This window comes from Bacteroides bouchesdurhonensis (genome assembly GCF_900155865.1).
Lineage (GTDB): Bacteria > Bacteroidota > Bacteroidia > Bacteroidales > Bacteroidaceae > Bacteroides > Bacteroides bouchesdurhonensis.
In genome coordinates this window covers 86,818-110,147 of the sequence record NZ_LT707006.1, presented here as the reverse complement: position 1 = coordinate 110,147, position 23,330 = coordinate 86,818, and the positions used below count along the sequence as shown (strand labels likewise).

Genomic DNA, 23,330 nt, shown 5'->3' with positions numbered 1-23,330 from the left:
ATATATTGAATATGTCCTATATTTGTGTAGATTGGATGAAATGGCTTTATAATGATTATATTCTGCTTATTAACGTTACTGTTATTTGTTGAGCTGAGTGTGTACGACAAGAAAAATATACGATTCTAAATAAACTTGTTTGTTGCTACTACAGACAGCAGACATAAAGCAACGAGAGCGGATTTTCTTCATCTGGAAAGATAAATCAGCACAAAGTAATTTCGATAGCTGCATTATTCCCGTAAACAGATAAAAGGAACATTCAGAAAGTTATCTGACAGAAGATAATAGTATAATTATTCTAATCATATTCTTCTATGACTACCTTTGGTATATTAGTTTCAATTAATTTGTTTATTTCATCAGAAATCTATACTTTTAGAGCTCATAAACCCTTTAATAATTAATTCTATGGATAACATTCTTTTTTGGCTGGTTCCAGCTGCTTCTGTGTTAGCCCTCTGTTTTGCTTATTATTTCCATAAGCAAATGATGAAAGAGAGTGAAGGTACTCCTCAAATGATAAGGATAGCCGCTGCCGTTCGTAAAGGTGCGATGTCATATCTGAAACAGCAGTATAAAATTGTAGGTTTTGTGTTTTTGGGATTGGTTATTCTGTTTTCTATTATGGCGTATGGATTTAATGTCCAGAATAGTTGGGTGCCAATAGCCTTCTTGACAGGTGGTTTCTTTTCGGGCCTTTCCGGTTTTTTGGGAATGAAAACCGCAACATACGCATCTGCACGAACAGCAAATGCTGCCCGTAACTCGTTGAATGCCGGATTGAGAATTGCTTTCCGTAGTGGTGCTGTGATGGGTTTGGTTGTTGTTGGTCTTGGATTGCTCGATATTTCTTTTTGGTATCTGCTCTTGAATGAGGTAATTCCTGCCGATGCTCTGACACCCACTCATAAACTTTGCGTAATCACTACTACAATGCTTACTTTTGGAATGGGAGCTTCTACACAGGCACTCTTTGCTCGTGTAGGTGGCGGCATCTATACGAAAGCTGCCGATGTAGGTGCTGACTTGGTTGGTAAAGTAGAAGCAGGTATTCCTGAAGATGATCCGCGGAATCCTGCAACAATTGCCGATAATGTAGGCGATAATGTAGGCGATGTTGCGGGTATGGGAGCTGACTTGTACGAATCTTATTGTGGTTCTATTCTGGCAACTGCTGCATTGGGTGCTGCGGCCTTTATTCATTCTGCCGATACCGTGATGCAGTTCAAAGCAGTGATTGCCCCAATGTTGATTGCGGCTGTCGGTATTATTCTTTCGATTATCGGCATTTTCTCTGTCCGTACGAAAGAGAATGCTACGATGAAAGATTTACTTGGCTCGTTAGCATGGGGAACCAATCTTAGTTCCGTACTCATTGTAATTGCAACTTTCTTTATCCTGTGGCTTTTGCAATTGGATAATTGGATGCTGATTTCGGGAGCGGTAGTCGTTGGTTTAGTGGTAGGAATCATTATCGGCCGTTCTACGGAATATTATACTTCCCAGTCTTATCGTCCAACCCAGAGATTGAGTGAGAGTGGCAAGACAGGACCTGCAACTGTAATTATCTCCGGTATTGGTTTGGGAATGCTTTCTACAGCTATCCCTGTTATTGCTGTGGTACTAGGTATCATTGCTTCCTATCTGTTGGCAGCCGGTGGAGATTTTGCGAATGTCGGTATGGGATTGTATGGAATTGGTATTGCTGCTGTTGGTATGCTTTCTACATTAGGAATAACTTTAGCAACGGATGCTTATGGCCCTATTGCTGATAATGCAGGTGGTAATGCTGAGATGTCAGGTCTAGGCGTTGAAGTTCGTAAGCGTACTGACGCACTTGATTCCCTGGGGAATACGACTGCTGCTACCGGAAAAGGATTCGCTATCGGTTCTGCTGCTCTTACAGGCTTGGCACTTCTGGCATCTTATATTGAAGAGATTCGTATCGGGCTTACTCGATTGGGAAATACAAACTTGGATTTCGCAGATGGAGGCTCGGTCAGCATAGCCAACGCTACATTTGTAGACTTTATGAACTATTATGAAGTGAATCTGATGAATCCCAAAGTTCTTTCGGGTATGTTCATCGGTTCGATGATGGCTTTCCTATTCTGCGGATTGACAATGAATGCAGTGGGAAGAGCGGCAGGGCATATGGTAGATGAAGTCCGCCGTCAGTTCCGTGAAATAAAGGGAATTCTTACCGGGGAGACAGAACCTGACTATGAGCGTTGCGTCGCTATTTCAACAAAAGGTGCGCAGAAGGAAATGGTAGTTCCTTCATTGATTGCTATAATTGCTCCTATCTTAACAGGATTCATTTTGGGGGTACCGGGTGTTCTTGGATTGCTGATAGGCGGTTTGAGTAGTGGATTTGTATTGGCCATCTTTATGGCAAATGCCGGAGGTGCATGGGATAATGCGAAGAAATATGTGGAAGAGGGGAACTTAGGAGGAAAAGGCGGTGAAGTGCATAAGGCAACAGTGGTTGGCGATACAGTGGGCGACCCGTTTAAAGATACTTCCGGTCCGAGCTTGAATATATTGATTAAGCTTATGAGTATGGTTGCTATCGTAATGGCCGGTCTGACGGTAGCATGGAGTGTGTTTTAGTATGCTCTGCTAGATAAAAATGAATTGATGGCGTATGGGCTGTAGGAGGTGTTTCTTGCAGCCCATTCTTATTTTTAGGGGGTGTTTCCTTCATTCAGCCCTATTTGATGTAAAAGATGGCTTTCCATAGAAAAAAATAAGCATATATATTTGTTAAATGTCTCTCGATTCGTTACGTTTGTCGAAATGCGAAACTACAGCTAGTGTTCAAAAGTGTTTCTTTTGAGGCTTCTACACTATGTATTGTTATTCCGAAAGAGGAAGCCATCGGGTAAAAAAAGTAATTGTGATGAAAAGAGTAAATAGTTGGATCTGTTTTTTGTTTTTGACAGCTTGGGCAGTTGTCATTTCGGGGTGCAGTAGTGACGATGATGAGAATAAAAGCATCAGACTGCCGAATGCAAGTGAGAGAGAACAAAGCTTTAATGCAAGTGATGTTTCCGGGAGCTTCTCTTTTGTTGCAACGGCATCTTGGACTGCTACCATAGCAGAAGTGCCGACAGCTAGAGATGCGAATCATTCTCCCGGCTGGATTTCTTTGAATAAATATAGCGGTGAAGCGGGAGAACATACGTTGAACATTACATTAACTCCCAATAATACGGGCAAAACACGTACCGCTACGATTACAGTCAATTCGGGATCAGAGGAAATTGTGGTTTCTGTTACCCAGAAAAATACAAATGAAAGCGGAGGAGAAGAAGGAGGAGACTCCGGTGAAGAGTATGAATGGGTGGACTATAAGGAAATGTTTATTATAGATGATGGGCAGGATTATATGCTTAGTCCAACTGGGCATTATATTTATTTTAAAGAGCCGGGCTTTTTTCAAGGTGGCAAAGGTGGTGAAGGACAAAGAATGTATTTGCTTGATTGTGGAGAGATGTCATGGAAGGATCTTAGCATAATGAAGAAACCTGCTTGGGATAAAGAAACTTGGGTGGGTGAAGTCGTTCCATGCAAAAAAGGACATGGGTATTTTTCCGCAATAACTTATAGGGGAAATCTTGATGATTCTAGACTCGCCCGCTTTTGGGTAAAAGACTATGTTATGAAAGGTACTGAGATTGTCGGTGCGGAAATAAAATATCATGATAGAGATTATGATGACTTAATCTATATGCGTAAGGGTGAGTCTAAAAAGTATAATATAGGTCATACATCTTCTTCGCCTAGAAATTCTCAACTTTATATCCGTTATTATAACTCTACTAAAACTATTCAAAAATGGGACGGTGGAGCTTATGAGACCTATTTATATGATGCGGGAAGTAAAAGTTCTTATCAGGAGTTTCTAGATGCGCGCGCGCCTTCATACAATGAGGATACCTGGACTCAGGAAGAAATTCCTTGTGTGAAGGGACATGCATATTATGCTCATGGATTCTATACACTTAATGGTGAAAGAACAGGCGATGTATCCCTTTCTTCATTCTATGTGTTCGACTACCTCTATGAAAATGGAGAGCAAGTAGGGGTTATTGCAAGATCTCCTAATTTGCCTGATTAGTATCTTAATAGATAGCCTCCGCTGCATTAATGAATAACTTCTTTTCTATTAGTAGTAAAGTTGCTTTCTCCTAATAGCAAACATCTTTTTTATTAAGATTAAACTATAAACGCAAGTTCTGATTGTACAATTGGAACTTGCATTTGTATAATTGCAACTTCCAATTGTAAAAACGCAACTTGCAATTACAGATGGAGCTAAATAGAAAATAACTTTCCTATTAGAGAAAAGGAAGTTTGCAATTAGGGAAGAACATTTTTTCTATTCATACTTATCCCCACAAGTAACGGTATATCATTTCCTGATGCATGCATCTCCATGTTCAATGAACTGTTGGCACTCAAAATCCATACTTTTTTTGTACTTTTGAAGCCAATAAAAGATATCTCAATGCTATTACCTTATTTAAATAAAGACCTGACAGAAGCCGGCTGCGACGAAGCCGGTCGTGGTTGCTTGGCAGGACCTGTTTATGCCGCTGCCGTTATACTTCCAAAAGACTTTGAGAATGAGTTATTGAACGACTCGAAACAACTGACTGAAAAACAACGTTATGCACTTCGTATGGTGATAGAAAAGGAAGCTGTTGCTTGGGCAGTGGGAGTTGTTACTCCTGAAGAGATTGATGAAATAAATATCTTGCGAGCTTCTTTTTTAGCTATGCATCGTGCTATAGATCAATTGTCCATCCGTCCCCAACATTTATTAATTGACGGAAACCGTTTCAATAAATATCCGGATATTCCACATACCACTGTCGTGAAAGGGGATGGAAAATATCTTTCGATTGCTGCTGCTTCCATCTTGGCAAAGACATATAGAGATGATTACATGAATGATCTTCATAAGAAATACCCTTATTACGATTGGGACCACAATAAAGGTTATCCAACAAAGAAACATCGGGCAGCTATCGCCGAACGTGGTACTACTCCTTACCATCGAATGACTTTCAATCTTCTTGGTGATGGTCAATTAAGTTTAAACTTCTAGCCACAAGTGTAGAAATATATTCTACATATTTTTGCAATTTATGCGCGATTATGCCCTATAAATAGGTCTTTATATCCTTTTTATGCTAAAAATATGTTGCTTAATACTTTTATTTGTTATAGAAATGCTATATATTTGCAAGCAGTAACAAGAATAAAAAAAGATTTAAATCATGACATCAAACAAACTACTTTTCTGTGTGAGACTCGTTGGAGTATTTATAATTATGCTGATTGGTGCTTTGCCAGTAAATGCACAGTTCTTACGCACTTCTTATTTTATGGAAGGTACCCATTATCGCCAACAACTGAATCCGGCATTGGCTCCGACTAAGGGATATTTTAATTTTCCAGTAGTTGGTTCTTTGAATGCAACTGTAGGATCTTCTTCATTGGGTTATAGGGACATTATTGATATAATTGATAATGGAGATGATTTTTATACTAATCCGAAATTTCTGGGACGTTTGAAAGATAATAATAAACTAAATGTAAATTTTAGTACTGAAATTCTTTCTGCAGGATGGTACAAGGGAAAGAACTTCTGGTCATTCAATGTAGGAATTCGTGCCGATATTGGTGCAAATCTTACGAAATCAATGTTTACTTTCTTAAGTGAGATGGATGAACTTCAAAATACTTGGCAAAACAAGAAATTTGAAATTGATAATCAAAAACTGAATATTAATGCTTTTACAGAAATAGGATTGGGATTTTCCAGACAGATTAACAATCGCTTGACTGTTGGTGCTAAAGTAAAAGCATTATTGGGTATAGGAAATTTAGATCTGAAAATTAATCAGATTTATATGAATGCAAATTTGCCTAGTGAAGCTCGTATACAGGAATTTAGCCGTATGGAAATTACTGATATGAGTCAGGTTGAGGCATTAAAGAAGGAGATCGGTGATTATAGAGCTAAATTGGCTGTAGGTGCTAACTTGGAAAGTTCTTTTAAAGGTTTGGAGTTAACACAAAAAGATGGTCAGGATTATGTTAGTGATCTTGATTTTGATGCAGGAAAGCTTGGTGTAGCGGGCTATGGTTTTGGTGTTGATTTAGGAGCATCGTATAAAATATTGGATAATTTGACAGTGTCTGCGTCTATTCTTGATTTAGGTTTTATTTCTTGGTCAAAAGAAAGTACCAAAATAGGTACAGCCAGTGGAAATATAGATATGGACGGACAGACATATGTTGATAAACTATCATCTGCTACCAGTTTATCTGAAGCCCAACAAATTGTCAATAGTTTCTCTAATGAGGCTATGGACTATCTAGATCGTGTTGGTAATGGTGATGTACTGAACTACGAAATGTTGCAACTTAGAACTGAAGATGCGCAGAAGTCTCGTAAATCTCGATTGGCCTCTACACTTGTGTTTGGAGCTGAGTACGGATTCTTTGATAATAAACTGGGACTAGGTGTATTGTCTACGACTCGTTTTGTACAGCCTGATGCATTGACAGAAGTAACTCTCTCTGCAAACTACCGTCCGAAGAGTTGGTTTAATGTAGCACTAAGTTATTCGGCTATCCAATCGGCTGGTAAATCATTTGGACTTGGTCTGAAACTAGGTCCGTTGTTTGTCGGAACTGACTATATGTTCTTAGGAAAGAATTCTAATGCTGTGAATGGATTTGTTGGAATATCTATTCCATTGGGCGGAAAGAAATATAATAAAGAAGGATAAATATAATTTCTCTCTCTTAAACATTCTCTTTTTTAGTATTCTCTATTGAGGAAAAACGTATAGTTTAGCAGCCTGTAATCAAAAGTCTTGTTAAAGAAACTCTGATGACAGGCTGTTATCTTTCTGATCATTTATCAGTGACTCTTTTTAATGATTGAAGAGTCTGACTCTAAAACCATTTAATTTTCCGGAAAATCACGAATGATAATGCCGACAATATAACTGAACAAAGGATAATGAGTGCAAATGCATGTGGCGTATCTTCAAGATGAATATCTACATTCATGCCATAGAAACTGGCTATTAATGTAGGAAGCATCAGGGTAATAGATATGCTGGTCATTCGTTTCATGATAGCATTCACATTGTTGGATATGATGGAAGCAAATGCATCCATAGTGCCAGTAAGAATGTCACTATAAATATTTACGGTATTAAGTGCCTGTTTCAGTTCGATAATCACGTCCTCAACCAGGTCTTTATCCAGGTAATTGGTGTCTTGAAAAATACTTTGTAGTTTTCCGATCATAACTTCGTTACCACGAATAGAGGTGTTGAAGTAAACTAATGTTTTCTGTAGCCTCATTAAACGTAGAAGGTCTTCATTACGTATACTTCTCTCCAGCTCCTTTTCTGCGGCTGTGATATCCAGGTTGATTTGTTTCAGATATTTTAGAAACCATACGGAAGAGGAATAAATAAGGCGCAGAATCAGATCGAGTTTGTTGCGCACCTCGATACCTTTTCTACGAGTGTGGTCAATAAAGTCCGGCAGTAAGTCTGTATTATAATAGCAGACGGAAACAATAATCTCATCATTGGTAATGATTCCGATAGGCACTGTACTGAAGGGAAGATTTCCATTTAATTTGTCCTGTACCGGAATACGGAGAATGGTTAGTAACCAGTTACCTTCTGTTTCGGTACGTGGGCGCTCATCTGTATCGGCAATGTCGGTCAGGAATGATTCGGGAACTTTCAGGGTTTGAGTCAGAAACTCAAAGTCATCGTTATCTGGGCATACTACGTTTACCCAACTGTTGGGAAGCCATTGGGCTTTTTCCACAAAGCCGGCTTCACAATAAAGATATTTTCTCATCTTATTGCCTCCTTTCGTTTGTTTACACGAGCAGAGGCATTAACGTTCCATGACTCTGTTCGCTTTAATTAATACTAATTGTGCACGTTCGTGGGTTTGAATCGTCCATATTCTATCATTTTATTTTAAAGCGATGCAAAAGTACGGAAAACAGTTAAGAGTTCTGGATTTGCATCGCTTTTTTAGGATTTGTTTTTATTTATTCTTTTCCTTTTTTTATCTCTTCGAGACTTTAGAAGATTACTTGTGAAGATAGAGTACTTTGTTAATATCACAATCAGTTCATTGATTATTCTTTTTTAGGTATTCCGAAACGATTCTCCAAATAATTCTGAATGGTATAGCTATGTTGATTATCCCGGGAAATGCTTCCGTCCTTTTCTACCAGTTCATAATGTGGAATACCATTGAAATGGAACAATTCGCGCAAGTAGTTATATTCAGTTTCGGTGACATAATAACTAGCTTCTCCTTTCAGGTTCTTCTCCACATACTCTTCGTAGGCTTTTCTTGGCGACTCTTTTTCACCGGTAATGTAGATGAACTGAAATTCCGGATGATTCTTATATATTTTTCGTAAGTTAGCAGTAGCTTCAATCCCTCCTCGGCATGGTCCACAGCTAGTTGCCCAAAAATCAACAAATAATACTTTGTTCGGGTGGTTTTTAATAATGTTGCGGAATATGTCAGTTGCCTTTCCCTCAGGTAATTGATAGGATTTTTCCTCTTTCTCAGGATGAGTGCTTTCCAATATTCGTTCTGCTTCCATTGCTAAAAAAGGAAGAGTGAGTTGCTTTTTGAATTCATCTATGTATTGGTTGGCTATTTGCTTGGTACTTATAGATTGTAGGCTATAGCGTAGTGCACGTACTTTGGCTACTTGCCAAAGTAATGGATTGGGTTCTTTGTATAATGAAGCGAGTATGGAATCTTTCCTATGTATTTCATCCAGTTGTTCTTTTACTCTAGATTTGTCTCTGTCTTCTTGAGATTCTTCCATTTGTTCCTGTAGCGTAAGGTATTCGTCAATAAGTTCTCTTTCATCTTCGTACAATTTCCCTAGTTTTTTATTCTCTTCTTCTATTTCTTTAAATGATACAGTTACTTTTTTCCCCGCTAATGACTCATGACGTTTTCTGATTGTTTCTTGGTCGGCATTTAGCTTAACTCCTTTTTCTTTGAGAAAAGACAAAATCGGTTTCTTGGGATAGATAGATGTTATATAGTTCTCTTGGGGAGCTGTAGAACCGTATGTCTCTCTGAAAGGGTCCATATACTCAAACCGATTAATGAATATGCTACAATCTGAAGATTCTATAAGTGTTGTTATATCGTTGAGCGGCATGTCATTCAGGAAACTAAAATAGGTATTATCTGCTTGAACTTTTAAGGCTTCATTAGTTGTATCTTCTTTTGCATAGTAATTTCTGCTTAATAGGAACTCATAAAGGGCAATTCCTGTTGTCAATTTTACTTTGTTTTTTATCTGGCGTATTGCCTTTTTTGAAGGTTGATAAATCTGGATCAATGAGTCGGCTATATGTTCCCATTGAGAAATAAAAGGCTGAATATGTTCTTTATATTGGTTGGGAGTCAGTTCTTTTTGTGATTTATACATGTCCTCGTAATTATTAGAAATCAAAGAATTACAATCTTTTGCCAGATATGATAAAGAGGCTGACGGTCCCATGTAAGCGGTGTTTTTGATTGGAAAATTACGGTCGCGCGCACGACTACGTGCCAATATATCTTCCCAATCGATATACATGGTAAGCGTCTGACCGGGTTCAATATAGAAGGGCAACCAGTTATTCCCGATCGTTATGGACTGTGAAATAGGATGATGAATGACAAACTTACATTCGAAGCTTCCGTCAGGATGAATTTGTACTACTGTCGGATAATCTTCACGGTTGATTTCATTGGAGAAATAAATAAGTCCTGTTTCGAATCCTAAACGAGAGTCATATCCATTGATATATCCCTGCAAACAAGTAGTATCTGTATGGAAGAAATCGCTATACCCTGTATCGGATGCTATTGTTCGGATGGGTCTTAATTGTCTGGTAAACATATCTTCGTTGCTCCCGTTTACTTGTATATGGCAATTCCCGTCTTTTTTCGGACTGATTAAAAGAGTACTTGTATTTCCGTCTTTTTTATCTTTTACTACCATTTCTATCCGTTTTCCTTTTTTACGGATACTTTGGTTGACGTAGATACGGTTATTCATAATGGTTAGAGAATCATATATACCATATTCCCAAGTGTTAGAAGAATCTGTTTTATACCAATTTCCTTTGATGCTTTCTAAAGGAGAAGGCTTTTTTTTCTTTGGTGGAACTAAATTGATGTCATAAGTATTTCCTTCTGAGGAACTTGGGTCGAGGTAATGTATGATTTGTGTCTCTTTGGGTAACGGATCAAAGATTAGTACATAATCCATTTCTCCGGAAGCGGGCATATAAACTTCTTTTTTTAGCTCGATACCTTCTGCACCTTTAAAGAAGAACTTCTTTCCGGTTGCTGCGTCTTCCAAATAATTGTCTCCATCTTCTCTAATCCACCAGTGGGGACGGAAGATAGCATGTATATATAAGCGTGTGCTCTCAGAGGTTCGTTCAATACGCGTGATGTTGGATCGGCTTCCAGAACGGGCTTTGAAGGAAGGATTGTCTATTATTTGTGCATGCAGTATCCCTGATAATAATAATAGAAGGCATAGTAAATTCTTTTTCATAATATTGATTTGTTAGTGATACTTTTACAAGGTAAGGAAAATATCGATAGGTTAGTACTCTCGTACATTGCAACTTAACATAGATTAAACGTTTGCGTAATTAACTTTTTTGTACCTTTGCATCCGAAAATCAGAGTGATAATTTAAATATTGAAATAGTATGAGCAAGAAAGCCCTTTTAATGATCCTTGATGGTTGGGGATTAGGCGACCAAAAGAAAGACGACGTAATCTTCAACACTCCCACTCCTTACTGGGATTATCTAATGAACAATTATCCTCATTCTCAACTTCAGGCAAGCGGTGAAAATGTTGGTCTGCCCGATGGACAGATGGGTAACTCAGAAGTAGGTCACTTGAATATTGGTGCCGGACGTGTGGTTTATCAGGATTTGGTGAAGATTAACCGTGCATGTGCTGACGGTAGTATTTTGAAGAATCCGGAAATAGTTTCTGCTTTTTCTTATGCAAAAGAAAACGGGAAGAACATACATTTTATGGGATTGACTTCTAACGGTGGAGTACATAGCTCAATGGTTCACTTATTCAAACTTTGCGATATCGCTAAAGAATATAATGTCGAAAATACTTTCATTCACTGTTTCATGGACGGTCGTGACACTGACCCGAAGAGTGGTAAAGGTTTTATTGAAGAACTTTCTGCACATTGCGAAAAGTCTGCTGGTAAAATTGCTTCTATCATTGGGCGTTATTATGCAATGGATCGCGACAAACGTTGGGAACGTGTGAAAGAAGCCTATGATTTGTTGGTAAACGGTCAGGGTAAAAAAGCAACTGATATGGTTCAAGCTATGCAAGAATCTTATGATGAGGGGGTTACTGACGAATTTATCAAGCCGATTGTGAATGCTAATTGTGACGGAACTATCAAAGAAGGTGATGTGGTAATCTTCTTCAACTACCGTAACGATCGTGCAAAAGAATTGACTGTTGTATTGACTCAACAGGATATGCCTGAAGTAGGTATGCACACTATTCCGGGTTTGCAATATTATTGTATGACTCCGTATGATGCTTCTTTTAAGGGCGTTCATATCTTGTTTGATAAGGAGAATGTGGCGAATACATTGGGCGAATATCTATCTTCAAAAGGATTGAGCCAGTTGCACATTGCGGAAACAGAAAAGTATGCGCATGTTACATTCTTCTTCAACGGTGGTCGCGAAACTCCGTTTGAAAAAGAAGATCGTATCCTTGTCCCGTCTCCGAAAGTAGCTACTTATGATTTGAAGCCGGAAATGAGTGCTTACGAGGTAAAAGATAAACTGGTAGCTGCCATTAATGAAAACAAATATGATTTTATCGTAGTAAACTTTGCTAATGGTGATATGGTGGGACATACCGGGGTTTATGAAGCAATTGAAAAAGCTGTTGTTGCTGTAGATGCTTGTGTGAAGGATGTAATTGAAGCTGCTAAAGCGCAAGATTATGAAGCGATTATCATTGCCGATCATGGTAATGCTGACCATGCTTTGAACGAAGATGGTACTCCGAACACTGCTCACTCTCTGAATCCTGTTCCTTGTGTTTATGTAACAGAAAATAAGGCTGCGAAAGTAGAGAACGGTCGTCTGGCTGATGTTGCGCCGACTATCTTAAAGATAATGGGGCTGGAGATGCCGGCTGATATGAACGGTGATGTATTGATTAAATAAATTCTTAATAGATATTAACTAAAGGCTGTCTTACGTGTAGAGCGGAGACAGCCTTTATTTTTTAATGATGATCAGAATTTTTTAATGATGATTGATTCCGTCAATGTATATCTTGGAAATAACTGTGTCATCGTATTTCTCTCCTTCACTACTTAAGTCGATAGTTTCTCCTAATTTAGGAGATAGCTCTTTCCTGTTTTGTTCCCAGCAGTTAGAGGAGACGATTAGTAATACTAATAATGGTTCTTTCATAAGCAAAGGTTTTTTGAAGTTTAATAAATACAAATATAGGATTTTAAAAAACTCTTTTGCTACTTTTTCGTATTTTTGCACGTTCAATTAAAAGAAGATATGATTCAGATAGATGATGTGGTAGTGAGTTTGGATGTGCTTCGTGAAAAATTCCTTTGTAATTTGGATGCTTGTAAAGGCGAATGTTGCATTGAAGGAGATGCTGGTGCACCGGTAGAACTGGATGAAGTGGAAAAGTTAGAGGAGGTATTGCCTATAATTTGGGATGAATTGGCTCCTGAAGCACGTGCGATGATTGAAAAACAGGGAGTCGTATATACGGATGAGGAAGGGGATCTGGTAACCTCTATCGTTAATGGTAAAGATTGTGTTTTTACTTGTTATGATGATAAAGGCTATTGCTATTGTGCTATCGAGAAGGCTTATCGCGAAGGAAAGACAGATTTCTATAAACCGATATCTTGTCATCTTTATCCTATTCGGATTGGTGATTACGGTCCATATAAAGCTGTTAATTATCATCGTTGGGATGTGTGTAAAGCAGCTGTCTTGTTAGGGAAAAAAGAGAATGTGGCTATCTATCAGTTCTTAAAGGAACCTTTAATTCGTAAATTTGGAGCAGAGTGGTACCAAGAACTGGAAATAGCTGTAGAAGAACTGAAGAAACAGCATCTGATTTAACCATCAGTCTGTTTCTTGGGAGTGGTTTTCACATACATGTCTTTTAGATTTATTAAGACATTCCCATATGAATAAAATAAATCCATTCCGAACCAGCCGTCTTCGTTCGCTACTACGTTCGGAACATCACTGTCTCTGTCTATATATACAAAAATTTCAGGGAGGCATGCTTCGAGTGAATCAATAGAAACGCAGAAGTTCGGTAGCTTGTATATGTCCTTTTTCATTACACCTCCAAACCCAGCGATTCTTACTGTGTCCTGTTTGCCTGTTTGCTCTATCTGATTCTGATGCTCTTTAAAATATTTTTCAGTTAAAGAACTTCCGGTAGCTCCACAGTCAAAGTGCATTGATAAATTTTCGGTTCCATTCGTTACTTCTATTGTCCATAAGTGTTCATTGTTAAATCTTAAGTTAGAATGCCCGAATGGGTTGGGAGTCGTTTTTTGAGGTATTTTTATTTGTAGAGAATCAAAATTAATATTGATTTCCTCCAGTCGAACCAACAAATCGGCTCCTATTAGGCTTTTCAGGCTGTTCATAAAAGAGTCTGCTGCTACATTATTTGTTTTCATATTCAGTACTAGGAAGGGGACTTTGTGAATTGTTATGTCACCAATGCTAAATGTATCGGCTATTGCTAGTTGTCCGTAACCTATTTTTAGTCCACCGACCCTTATACTGTCTCTAATGATTCGCATGTTACATTCTTTCGCCATTTCAGGGCTAACTACACTATGCCCGGCTCCAGTATCCAATTGAAATTGCTGTGCTTTTCCATTTATCTGGGCATTTAGGTGAATCGCTTTTTGTTTATATTTTCCTACGCTATCGACTGTGATAGGAATGATTACATCTTTATTTGGACGTTAGACTTGTAGGATTTTTCCTTCGTTAGCCAAAACTTGGTATGATTTTAGCATATCAGTATATTCCAACTGCATGTTTTCGTCTAAATGGCCTTCCAATTGTTTCATAATATCAGATAGTACGACTGCTGCTGCCTTATTTTGTCCCATTCGGGCATAGCAGGAATGTATGAAATATCCATAACTCAATTGGCTATTGTAATCTAGCATTTGTCCATGTTTATTCATCATATCGCTCAATTTCTCAGGTGCATCCGGTTCATTAAAGTAATAGCTAAGAAGGCTGCACGCAAAATCATGAATAAAAGGAGACAAGGAGTCTTTATAAATAGTATATTCTCGTTGCAATTCGAACCATTTAGCCTGACTGATAAGGTTTCCTATTTTCTCATCAGCTTGTTGGGCATGAAGAAGTATTGTTATATTTAATAGCAGTACAATAATGAATAATACTTTTCTCATTTGTGTGAATATTTATGTTTGATTCTATATTGAATCACTAATAAAAATGCCATAGCTATGATCAAGCATGTCGGTGTTATCCAAACTTTCGGATGAATAATAATGAGGAAAATACAGGTTACTATAATGCAGGATGCCAAGACGATCAGGAAGAGTCTTATTTTTTTTAATAATGGATTGGTAGTTTTCATAGGCGTTATCGTTTGTGGCATACAAATGTAGGGAATCGGATTGGAAAAATCTTTAAACATTAGATTTTATTAAGGAAAAGTTGGCTAAAAATAAAAGAAAAACGCCGGCATAAAGGATTTTCCTTTATTAACCGGCGTTTCTTCGTTGTAAGATGTGAGGTTGGTTTATAAAAACGTATTATCTAAATTATGCATCGATATTTGCATACGTTGCATTCTCTTCTATAAATTCGCGGCGTGGTCCTACGTCTTCTCCCATCAGCATAGAGAAAACATAGTCGGCTTCTGCGGCATTATCTATATTTACTTGTTTTAGCATACGGTTTTCCGGATCCATAGTTGTCTCCCATAATTGTTGAGCGTTCATCTCACCCAAACCTTTGTATCGCTGTGTATGGATAGCGTTTTCTGAACCACCACCATAGGTGTCGATAAACTTCTGGCGTTGGGCGTCTGTCCAACAATATTCTTCTACTTTACCTTTCTTGCAAAGGTAGAGCGGGGGAGTAGCAATGTACAGATAGCCATTCTGAATAATCTGTGGCATATAGCGAAAGAAGAATGTCATGATCAATGTGTCGATGTGAGAACCATCAACGTCGGCATCGGTCATGATGATAATCTTGTGATAGCGCAGCTTGTCAATATTGGCAGCTTTGCTATCGTCCTCCGTACCAATTGTAACACCTAAAGCTGTATATATGTTGCGAATTTCATCGCTTTCCAAAGCTTTGTGATACATTGCTTTTTCCACATTAAGGATTTTACCACGCAGTGGAAGGATAGCTTGGAACATACGGTTACGTCCTTGTTTAGCAGTACCTCCTGCTGAATCACCTTCGACAAGGAATAACTCACATTTTGAAGGATCCTTGTCCGAACAGTCAGCAAGTTTACCAGGTAAACCACCTCCGGACATTGGAGACTTGCGCTGCACCATCTCGCGTGCTTTTCTTGCAGCATGGCGTGCAGTAGCTGCCAGAATCACTTTGTCTACAATGGTTTTTGCTTCTTTTGGATGTTCTTCCAGGTAGTAAGCTAAAACTTCGCCTACAGCTTGGTCTACTGCTCCCATTACTTCGTTGTTTCCCAACTTCGTTTTGGTCTGTCCTTCAAACTGTGGTTCAGCTACTTTTACAGAAATAACAGCAGTCAGTCCTTCGCGGAAGTCGTCTCCTGAGATCTCGACTTTTACTTTTTCCAGCATTTTGCTATCCTCTGCATATTTTTTCAGTGTACGGGTCAGTGCACGACGGAAACCTGCAAGATGTGTTCCACCCTCGATGGTATTAATATTATTGACATAGGAATGTACATTTTCCGAGAATCCGGTATTGTACATGATTGCTACCTCAATAGGAATTCCCTGCTTCTCTGAGTTCAGATAGATAACATCATTGATCAAATGTTCACGTGAGGATTCGATAAAACGTACGAATTCTCTCAAGCCTTCTTCCGAATGGAAATTTTCACTCTTGAAGTTGCCGTCTTCATTCACTACCCGACGGTCGGTTAAAGAAATGCGAAGACCTGCATTCAAATAAGCTAATTCACGCAAACGGGCTGCAAGAATTTTATAGTCATATATTGTTTCTGTAAAGATAGTATCGTCCGGCCAGAATTGTTGACGAGTACCTGTAATATCGGAAATGCCGACTTCTTTCACAGGATAAAGCGGTTTGCCGATTTCGTATTCCTGTTGATAGATTTTTCCATTACGGAATACTTGTGTAGTCATGTGTGTAGACAGTGCGTTCACACAAGACATACCTACACCATGCAAACCTCCGGATACTTTATACGAACCTTTGTCGAATTTACCTCCGGCGTGCAACACAGTCATGGCTACTTCCAATGCCGACTTTTTCTCTTTTTCATGATAATCGACTGGGATACCACGTCCGTTGTCCTGAACTGTGATTGAATTATCTTCGTTGATAGTTACTTCAATGTGGTCGCAATATCCGGCCAATGCTTCGTCAATAGAGTTATCAACGATTTCGTATACCAAATGATGAAGACCCTTGACGCTGATGTCGCCAATGTACATCGCAGGGCGTTTTCTTACTGCTTCGAGACCTTCCAATACTTGGATACTATCCGCAGAATATGACCCGTTATTGGGAGTGATTTGTTCTTCGCTCATAATTACCTTTCTAAGTTATAATAACAGAGCAAATATAGTGAAAAATGTCGATTTGGCGAAGAATGAAAGGTGAAAAAATAAAGAATAAGCGCGTATTCTTTATTATGAAACAAACTTAATAATCAGTGACTTAAAACACAAAAGGCCGAACTTAAAAGTCCAGCCTGAATGCTATATAGAATTGTTTATTTTCTATTATTAAGCGAGCTTATTGATATAAAGAGCCAGCTTAGATTTCAGATTGTTAGCTTTGTTTTTATGAATTACATTCGTTTTAGCTAACTTATCCAACATCTTTGTAATGCCTGGATACATTGCAACTGCTTCTGCTTTATCGGTAGTTGCACGAAGCTTTCTAACAGCATTTCTCATGGTCTTACCATAATATCTGTTATGAAGTCTTCTTGTTTCTTCTTGTCTGATTCTTTTCAGTGATGATTTGTGATTTGCCATCTCGACTAATCTATTTTTAGTTCTTTATTCTTTTAACTTGTAGCCCGTGGGGGAATCGAACCCCCCTTTCAAGAATGAAAATCTTGCGTCCTAACCGATAGACGAACGGGCCATCCTGTCGTTGCATTTCTGCAGTTTGCTTTCTCGAAGCAGGGATTGTTTCTCGATTGCGGATGCAAAGGTAGGAACTTTTTTGAAACTGACAAACTATTTGCGAAAAAAAATCAGTAATACTCCCAATTATTTGTGGTGATTTGTTTATATTGCCTGAAAATCAATATAATATAGATGTTTATTACCTTTGAAGATTTGTTTCTGTATAGAAAGCAATAAATTATTTTGTTTCACACCTACCTTATTATATTATATAGCTAGATTTTGCAGATTACTCATCTGTCGTTTTAAGAAGATGTTATTTTACTATAGTTCGCATCTCTGCTATTAATAATAGTCTACATATTGATTATTAATACTCAATTTCTTGGCTATTAATATCTAATATCTCAAAAATTGATAGTTTTGGTTATTCTTGAATAAGTTTTTCTGTTCAGTAGGAAGGCAAACAGCCTCGATTGATAGATATTGGTGATTTGTTGGACTTTCAAAATTAAGAAAAATGAGCTCCTAAGATCTTACATCCCATTGATAAGCATGATTATCTTCGCTAAGTGTATGGTTGTTCATTTCTCTTTTTTTTGTAGTTTTGCTACCGGAATAGGATAAATGGATGTTATGCTGCAAAAAACAAGAGGAATAGTTTTGCACACGCTTAAATACAATGATACGTCTATTATTGTAGATATATATACAGAGCTATTTGGAAGAGCTTCTTTTCTGGTAGCTGTGCCACGTTCACGTAAAGCTGCTGTTAAGTCTGTGCTATTTCAGCCACTGGCTTTTATTGAGTTTGAAGCCGATTACCGTCCAAATACAACACTTTATCATATAAAGGAAGCGAAATCTTTCTATCCGTTCTCCTCTATTCCGTATGATCCGTATAAATCGTCGATGGCTCTTTTTCTAGCTGAATTTCTTTATCGGGCAATGCGTGAGGAAGCGGAGAATCGTCCGTTATTTGCCTATTTGGAACATTCGGTCATATGGCTCGATGAGTGTAAGAAGAACTTTGCTAATTTTCATTTAGTTTTTTTGATGCGCCTTTCGCGTTTCCTAGGACTTTACCCGAATTTGGAAGATTATCATGCTGGTGATTACTTCGATATGTTGAATGCTTGTTTTACTTCTATACGTCCTCAATTACATTCTTCTTATATTAATCCTGAAGAAGCGGGGTATCTCTGCCGGCTGATGCGCATGAACTATGATACCATGCATCTTTTCACGATGAGCCGTGCGGAACGTATCCGTTGTCTAACGATTATCAATGACTATTATCGCTTGCATTTGCCGGATTTCCCGGTTTTAAAATCTTTGGAGATTTTGAAAGAATTGTTTGATTGAGAATTATTTAAAGAGGGCTTGTTAATGAGGTGATTTTTTTGTTAATTCTCGTGTATACAAGCTTAGTAATATTGGTATTAATCCCGAATAATCGGCGAGCGACCTAAATTCGATTTTAATTGTAGGCATACATGTGGTTTGTTTTTGGCTACTTAATTGTTCTTTATCTATTCCGGGCATTGCTTTAACAACTTACTATGAAATTCGTTTTGAGTACTGGAAGTCTTTAATGCGTCTTTAGCAGTATTGTGCAAATCTCCTGTGGTAATACCTGAATTCCGGATAAAAATCAATAGACAACTTCCTAATTCATGAATAGAAAAGTTCACTTCAATTATGTTAGGGAGAAGTAATAGGCAGAGAATATAAAAAACTATCACCGTTCTGCATCCTCAATGGATAAGGGGATTCTGCGTTACCGGTGATAGTCGATAGAACTATAGTATTTTCTTGCTGTGTAAAAAGAACGATTTTATCCTAAGAGTTCCTTTACTTTAGCAGAGATAGCACGACCTTCAGCAAGTCCGGCTAGTTTCTTGGAAGCAACGCCCATTACTTTACCCATATCTTTACCACTGGTAGCACCTGTTTCTGCAATAATTTCTTTCAAAGCAGCTTCCAGTTCTTCTGCAGACATCTGTTTGGGTAAGTAAGTCTCCATTACTGCAACTTGCGCCATTTCTGTATCAGCCAAATCCTGACGTCCTTGTCCAATATAGATCTCAGCAGCATCTTTCCCTTGTTTCACCAATTTCTGAATAATTTTCAAGGCTGCATCATCTGTCAATGTATCATTAGCTCCTGGAGCTGTTTTCGCCTCTAAGAAGAATTTTTTTATGTTTCTCAGAGTTTCCAAGGCTACTTTATCTTTCGCCTTCATTGCGGTTTTAATGTCTTCGCTGACTTTTTCAAATAAATCCATATCTTTTTTAATCTAAATTACTAGAAAGTAATCACTCCGTCACTATCAGTAGCTTCTTCTGTTGCTACTTCCTCTTCGAGAGCGGCTTTTGTTTTAATTTTGGTAAGAGTCGTTTTATCCCGTTGGTAAGTAGGAGAGTCTTCCACCATAGCGATGATGTCATCATTGTCTAAATCTTCGATGTTGAAAAGATAGATATGACGGCGTTTACGGAGACTCTTGCTACCAATGCCATTAGCACTTTCTCCATATGCCTTGCGGATACGTTCTTTGTTCTTTTCTTTTTCTTCCTCCAGCATTAATTGACGTTCTTCTTCTTCCTGGCTTCGAGCTTCGTGCAGACTATCCATACCCGGTACATCTTCTACGCCGAATCCGGTTGCTAATACAGTGATCTTTACCTTGCTTTCCAGTGAGTTGTCCATGGCGACACCCCAGATCACTTCCACTCCTTCGCGGAATTTACTCATAAATTCATGCACTTCGTTCATTTCCTCCATCATCAACTCGGATGTTGAGCAGAAAGAAACATTGAGCATTACCTTTTTAGCATTGAAGATATCATTGTTGTTTAGCAATGGAGAGTGCAGTGCATCATCAATAGCTTTCGTTACGCGATTTTCTCCTTCTCCGAATCCTGTACTCATGATAGCAACTCCACCATCTTTCAGGATTGTTTTTACGTCAGCAAAGTCCAGATTGACAGTACCGCGCATGGTGATAATTTCAGCAATACTTTTAGCAGCAATAGACAAAGTATCATCAGCCTTACCAAATGCATTCATAAAGGTAAGGTCCGCATATATCTCACGTAAACGTTCGTTATTGATGACCAGCAATGCATCTACATGCTGAGCGATACGTTCTACACCATCCAACGCCTGAATAATCTTCTTTTCTCCTTCGAAGATGAATGGAATAGTAACAATACCTACCGTAAGAATATCCATTTCTTTGGCGATACGGGCAATAACCGGAGCTGCACCGGTTCCGGTACCTCCTCCCATTCCAGCTGTGATAAATACCATTTTGGTACCATCATTCAACAGAGTTTTTATATCGTCAATACTCTCTTCAGCGGCATCTCGTGCCCGTTCGGGACGGTTGCCGGCACCAAGTCCTTGTGTAATGCTACGGCCCAATTGCAGTTTTACCGGAACAGGTGATTCCGCCAAAGCTTGGTTGTCCGTATTGCAAAGAACGAACGTTACGTCATGTATACCTTCCCGGTACATATGGTTTACGGCGTTACCGCCACCGCCACCTACACCGATTACTTTTATGATTTTCGGCGAGTCGGTCGGGAAATCAAATTGTACTATCTCGTCCATATCTTATTGAATTTTGAATTATTTCATATCATCATCAGAGAAGATTTCCTTTGTCAGCGAATCAATCTTTCGCTGGATCCAACTTGGACCGGCTTCCCGTTTCCGTTTTTCCTTTTCTTCTTTCTCCTTTAGTTTGCGAAGTCTCTCCTTTTCTTTAGCAGCATCTCTGGCAGCTTGTCTGGCTTCTCTTTCTTCTTCGTCTTTCTTGATTTTTGCTAATCGGGCTTGCTCTTGCAGTTCTTTGTCGTCTTCGAACATATCCACTGTCTGGTGAATTTCCGGTTCTGCTTTAGGAACAGCAACTGGAGCTTTATGAGTAGTCTCTGTTAAACAACAGTTCTGATTACCTTCAAAAAGAAGCCCGAAGACTGTATTCAAAGAACTGTCTTTCTTTAGCATATTATTAGAAGCATGAACTGTATTACGAGGCAATTTAGCTAGTCGGATTTTTTCTATTTTGCTGCGTCTGCGTAACATTTCATCCAGATTCTTCAGGTTAGCTGCTCCACCGATCATGATAATACCAGCCAGCAACTTGTCTTCATAGCTTGAAAGCTGGATTTGATTCCATACATTGGCTATGATTTCCTCGGCACGTGCTTCGATAATGTTATTAAGTTTACCTAGCTCAATCGTGCGGCTATCGTCGTCCAGTTTGCAGGTAGCGGGTTCTTCGTTCTCGTCTTCTTCGTATAATGCATCTCCGTATGCTTTTTTCAGACGTTCTGCCTCTTCTTCCTCCATTTGCAGGGTGCAGATATCACGTGTGATACTGTTTCCTCCCAATGGAAGAACAGTCAGGAAACGAAGAATATTATTTTTATAAATTGAGATGGTTGTTGTATCAGCTCCGAAGTCAATCAATGCACATCCCGAACGGCGTTCGCTTTCTGTTAATACGGCATTCGCTGTAACCAATGGTGCAATCAGTTGATCGGCAATCTCGATTTTTGCTTGTTGGAAACAATGTTCCAGGTTTTTGCGTACAGAAGAACGGGCCACAATATTGAGGAAACGCCCCTCAATATGGGTTCCAACTAGGCCAATCGGATTGGCTTGTAAGTTATTACCTACTTTATATTCTTGTGGTGCTACATCCAATATATCCATATCAACCACCGGAATAGCGATATTCTCGTCACCGATAGCGTTTACAAGTTCTTCCGATATGATGGCTTCCTCTTCCAGGTCGCGACTCACTACATTACGGACTGTGCGGAGCGATTGTCCACCAATACCTACATATACCTTGGCGATTGAGTTATTCAATTCACCTTCCAGTCTGTTAATGATAGAAGTCAGGCTTTGTGCAGTTTTGTCAAGGTTAAAGATGACTCCCTTACGGATAAACGTTGAAGAGTCTTCTTGCGCATATGCTAAAATCTGCATGCTTCCGTCACTGTTCTTTTTTCCGGCCACACCGGTTATCTTCGATGAACCTAGTTCAATCGCGGCGATAAATTCTGTTGTTGCCATATCTTTTTATTTGTTATTATTCTCGTTTTGTACAAATAATCTGGTTACTAAACTCTAGATTGATGCGTGAATACTTGTTCCAGCCTACCTGATTGAGTCCTTTCTCATAAAATATCTTTAGGCGTGAAAGCTTATTTTCAAAATTCTCCAGTTTTCCGAGATAGACAAGGTGATCTCCTACACGTGGCACCAGTTCGATAGTACGGTCGGACAACACATTAATTTGTTCTATCTGGGCATCCCAGAACTTATTGTTTTGCAAAAATACACCAAACTTATATAAATCCTTCATTGCGAACGACTTTTCTACGTTTCCGGTGACAATTGCCCGGTGAGCGACACATTTCGCATCTTGTGGCATGATGGTTCCTTTGTTATCAAGATAGTAATTTTCACCGTTGCTACTCATAACACGAAGGATAGGAATGCGTTGCGCTACTTCAACACAGATCTTTCCGCTAGGTGTCTTATAGCATTCCGCTTCTGCAATGAGCGGGTGTTTACTTAGTTCGCGCTCCAACGATTTAGTGGAGATGCGTTCCATCTTCTTCCCGATAGGATATATACCTTTGTTTTGAAGGACACCTTTCAATTCGTCTTTGGTGATAAAGCCTGCATAAGCGGTATCCTTGATCACTAACTCCACGTCCCGGCAAGTCTGATCGGCAGGCTTACGGTTGAAGGCAGTTATAGCTATACCGAGGTAGGCTATAAGCACCAGCATGACAATGAACAGAAGGATTCTCTTTACCATAATATT

18 protein-coding genes and 1 tRNA gene are annotated in these 23,330 nt (G+C 38.8%); 7 read left to right on the top strand and 12 right to left on the bottom strand.

Features of this window, described 5'->3' with window-relative positions; genetic code table 11:
- The first annotated feature begins 411 nt into the window (after positions 1–411).
- From CZ225_RS00395 to CZ225_RS00380, 4 genes are all read left to right on the top strand, one after another.
- Positions 412–2,616, top strand: coding sequence for a sodium-translocating pyrophosphatase (locus CZ225_RS00395; protein WP_077152572.1), 2,205 nt, complete (start codon positions 412–414; stop codon positions 2,614–2,616).
- A 289-nt stretch (positions 2,617–2,905) separates the two neighbouring features.
- Complete coding sequence (locus CZ225_RS00390; RefSeq protein WP_159441737.1) at positions 2,906–4,126, top strand: BACON domain-containing protein; 1,221 nt, start codon at positions 2,906–2,908, stop codon at positions 4,124–4,126.
- Between the two features lie 390 nt (positions 4,127–4,516).
- Positions 4,517–5,119: a ribonuclease HII gene (locus CZ225_RS00385; RefSeq protein ID WP_077155619.1), complete on the top strand. Its 603-nt coding sequence runs from the start codon at positions 4,517–4,519 to the stop codon at positions 5,117–5,119.
- Between the two features lie 172 nt (positions 5,120–5,291).
- Positions 5,292–6,812, top strand: coding sequence for a DUF5723 family protein (locus CZ225_RS00380; RefSeq protein WP_077152570.1), 1,521 nt, complete (start codon positions 5,292–5,294; stop codon positions 6,810–6,812).
- 169 nt (positions 6,813–6,981) lie between these two features.
- On the opposite strand, the gene CZ225_RS00375 is transcribed toward CZ225_RS00380, so the two are convergent.
- Positions 6,982–7,911 (bottom strand): magnesium transporter CorA family protein, encoded by a 930-nt coding sequence (locus CZ225_RS00375; protein WP_077152569.1) that lies wholly within the window; start codon positions 7,909–7,911, stop codon positions 6,982–6,984.
- Between the two features lie 289 nt (positions 7,912–8,200).
- Positions 8,201–10,651, bottom strand: a complete 2,451-nt coding sequence (locus tag CZ225_RS00370; RefSeq protein WP_077152568.1) for a TlpA family protein disulfide reductase — start codon at positions 10,649–10,651, stop codon at positions 8,201–8,203.
- 160 nt (positions 10,652–10,811) lie between these two features.
- On the opposite strand from CZ225_RS00370, the gene gpmI reads away from it, so the two are divergent.
- Positions 10,812–12,326: a 2,3-bisphosphoglycerate-independent phosphoglycerate mutase gene (gpmI, locus tag CZ225_RS00365; protein ID WP_077152567.1), complete on the top strand. Its 1,515-nt coding sequence runs from the start codon at positions 10,812–10,814 to the stop codon at positions 12,324–12,326.
- An 81-nt stretch (positions 12,327–12,407) separates the two neighbouring features.
- Here gpmI and CZ225_RS23550 read toward each other — a convergent pair whose 3' ends face one another.
- Positions 12,408–12,578 (bottom strand): hypothetical protein, encoded by a 171-nt coding sequence (locus tag CZ225_RS23550; RefSeq protein ID WP_159441736.1) that lies wholly within the window; start codon positions 12,576–12,578, stop codon positions 12,408–12,410.
- A gap of 99 nt (positions 12,579–12,677) precedes the next feature.
- Here CZ225_RS23550 and CZ225_RS00355 point away from each other — a divergent pair, with 99 nt between their 5' ends.
- Complete coding sequence (locus tag CZ225_RS00355) at positions 12,678–13,259, top strand: DUF3109 family protein (protein ID WP_077152565.1); 582 nt, start codon at positions 12,678–12,680, stop codon at positions 13,257–13,259.
- Here CZ225_RS00355 and CZ225_RS00350 read toward each other — a convergent pair.
- The 5 genes from CZ225_RS00350 to CZ225_RS00325 form a co-directional block, all read right to left on the bottom strand.
- Positions 13,256–14,044, bottom strand: a complete 789-nt coding sequence (locus CZ225_RS00350; RefSeq protein WP_449374841.1) for a retropepsin-like aspartic protease — start codon at positions 14,042–14,044, stop codon at positions 13,256–13,258. The genes CZ225_RS00355 and CZ225_RS00350 overlap by 4 nt on opposite strands.
- 84 nt (positions 14,045–14,128) lie before the next feature.
- Positions 14,129–14,590, bottom strand: coding sequence for a hypothetical protein (locus CZ225_RS00345; protein ID WP_077152563.1), 462 nt, complete (start codon positions 14,588–14,590; stop codon positions 14,129–14,131).
- Positions 14,591–14,968: 378 nt separating this feature from the next.
- Entirely contained in the window at positions 14,969–16,927 is a 1,959-nt protein-coding gene (gyrB, locus tag CZ225_RS00335; RefSeq protein WP_077152562.1) for a DNA topoisomerase (ATP-hydrolyzing) subunit B, read from the bottom strand.
- 198 nt (positions 16,928–17,125) lie between these two features.
- Positions 17,126–17,380, bottom strand: a complete 255-nt coding sequence (gene rpsT / locus CZ225_RS00330) for a 30S ribosomal protein S20 (RefSeq protein WP_077152561.1) — start codon at positions 17,378–17,380, stop codon at positions 17,126–17,128.
- 40 nt (positions 17,381–17,420) lie between these two features.
- Positions 17,421–17,492: transfer RNA gene (locus CZ225_RS00325), tRNA-Glu, on the bottom strand.
- Positions 17,493–18,112: 620 nt separating this feature from the next.
- Here CZ225_RS00325 and recO point away from each other — a divergent pair.
- A complete protein-coding gene (gene recO, locus CZ225_RS00320) occupies positions 18,113–18,841 on the top strand; it encodes a DNA repair protein RecO (RefSeq protein WP_077155617.1) in 729 nt (242 codons plus the stop codon).
- 472 nt (positions 18,842–19,313) lie between these two features.
- On the opposite strand, the gene CZ225_RS00315 is transcribed toward recO, so the two are convergent.
- From CZ225_RS00315 to CZ225_RS00300, 4 genes are read right to left on the bottom strand one after another with little or no spacing between them, the layout of a single operon-like run.
- Complete coding sequence (locus CZ225_RS00315) at positions 19,314–19,763, bottom strand: GatB/YqeY domain-containing protein (RefSeq protein ID WP_077152560.1); 450 nt, start codon at positions 19,761–19,763, stop codon at positions 19,314–19,316.
- Positions 19,764–19,783: 20 nt separating this feature from the next.
- Complete coding sequence (ftsZ, locus tag CZ225_RS00310) at positions 19,784–21,094, bottom strand: cell division protein FtsZ (RefSeq protein ID WP_025074725.1); 1,311 nt, start codon at positions 21,092–21,094, stop codon at positions 19,784–19,786.
- Between the two features lie 18 nt (positions 21,095–21,112).
- Positions 21,113–22,570: a cell division protein FtsA gene (gene ftsA, locus CZ225_RS00305; RefSeq protein ID WP_077152559.1), complete on the bottom strand. Its 1,458-nt coding sequence runs from the start codon at positions 22,568–22,570 to the stop codon at positions 21,113–21,115.
- Between the two features lie 16 nt (positions 22,571–22,586).
- Complete coding sequence (locus CZ225_RS00300; RefSeq protein ID WP_077152558.1) at positions 22,587–23,324, bottom strand: cell division protein FtsQ/DivIB; 738 nt, start codon at positions 23,322–23,324, stop codon at positions 22,587–22,589.
- Positions 23,325–23,330 lie beyond the last annotated feature (6 nt).

What these genes read in the sequence shown, in the direction of transcription:
- CZ225_RS23550 (WP_159441736.1), bottom strand. Translation starts at nt 12,578, where the DNA reads ATGAAAGAACCATTATTAGTATTACTAATCGTCTCCTCTAACTGCTGG.
- CZ225_RS00385 (WP_077155619.1), top strand. Translation starts at nt 4,517, where the DNA reads ATGCTATTACCTTATTTAAATAAAGACCTGACAGAAGCCGGCTGCGAC.
- CZ225_RS00315 (WP_077152560.1), bottom strand. Translation starts at nt 19,763, where the DNA reads ATGGATTTATTTGAAAAAGTCAGCGAAGACATTAAAACCGCAATGAAG.
- CZ225_RS00375 (WP_077152569.1), bottom strand. Translation starts at nt 7,911, where the DNA reads ATGAGAAAATATCTTTATTGTGAAGCCGGCTTTGTGGAAAAAGCCCAA.
- CZ225_RS00300 (WP_077152558.1), bottom strand. Translation starts at nt 23,324, where the DNA reads ATGGTAAAGAGAATCCTTCTGTTCATTGTCATGCTGGTGCTTATAGCC.
- rpsT (WP_077152561.1), bottom strand. Translation starts at nt 17,380, where the DNA reads ATGGCAAATCACAAATCATCACTGAAAAGAATCAGACAAGAAGAAACA.
- CZ225_RS00345 (WP_077152563.1), bottom strand. Translation starts at nt 14,590, where the DNA reads ATGAGAAAAGTATTATTCATTATTGTACTGCTATTAAATATAACAATA.
- CZ225_RS00380 (WP_077152570.1), top strand. Translation starts at nt 5,292, where the DNA reads ATGACATCAAACAAACTACTTTTCTGTGTGAGACTCGTTGGAGTATTT.
- gyrB (WP_077152562.1), bottom strand. Translation starts at nt 16,927, where the DNA reads ATGAGCGAAGAACAAATCACTCCCAATAACGGGTCATATTCTGCGGAT.
- CZ225_RS00370 (WP_077152568.1), bottom strand. Translation starts at nt 10,651, where the DNA reads ATGAAAAAGAATTTACTATGCCTTCTATTATTATTATCAGGGATACTG.
- CZ225_RS00395 (WP_077152572.1), top strand. Translation starts at nt 412, where the DNA reads ATGGATAACATTCTTTTTTGGCTGGTTCCAGCTGCTTCTGTGTTAGCC.
- ftsZ (WP_025074725.1), bottom strand. Translation starts at nt 21,094, where the DNA reads ATGGACGAGATAGTACAATTTGATTTCCCGACCGACTCGCCGAAAATC.
- recO (WP_077155617.1), top strand. Translation starts at nt 18,113, where the DNA reads ATGCTGCAAAAAACAAGAGGAATAGTTTTGCACACGCTTAAATACAAT.
- CZ225_RS00390 (WP_159441737.1), top strand. Translation starts at nt 2,906, where the DNA reads ATGAAAAGAGTAAATAGTTGGATCTGTTTTTTGTTTTTGACAGCTTGG.
- gpmI (WP_077152567.1), top strand. Translation starts at nt 10,812, where the DNA reads ATGAGCAAGAAAGCCCTTTTAATGATCCTTGATGGTTGGGGATTAGGC.
- CZ225_RS00355 (WP_077152565.1), top strand. Translation starts at nt 12,678, where the DNA reads ATGATTCAGATAGATGATGTGGTAGTGAGTTTGGATGTGCTTCGTGAA.
- ftsA (WP_077152559.1), bottom strand. Translation starts at nt 22,570, where the DNA reads ATGGCAACAACAGAATTTATCGCCGCGATTGAACTAGGTTCATCGAAG.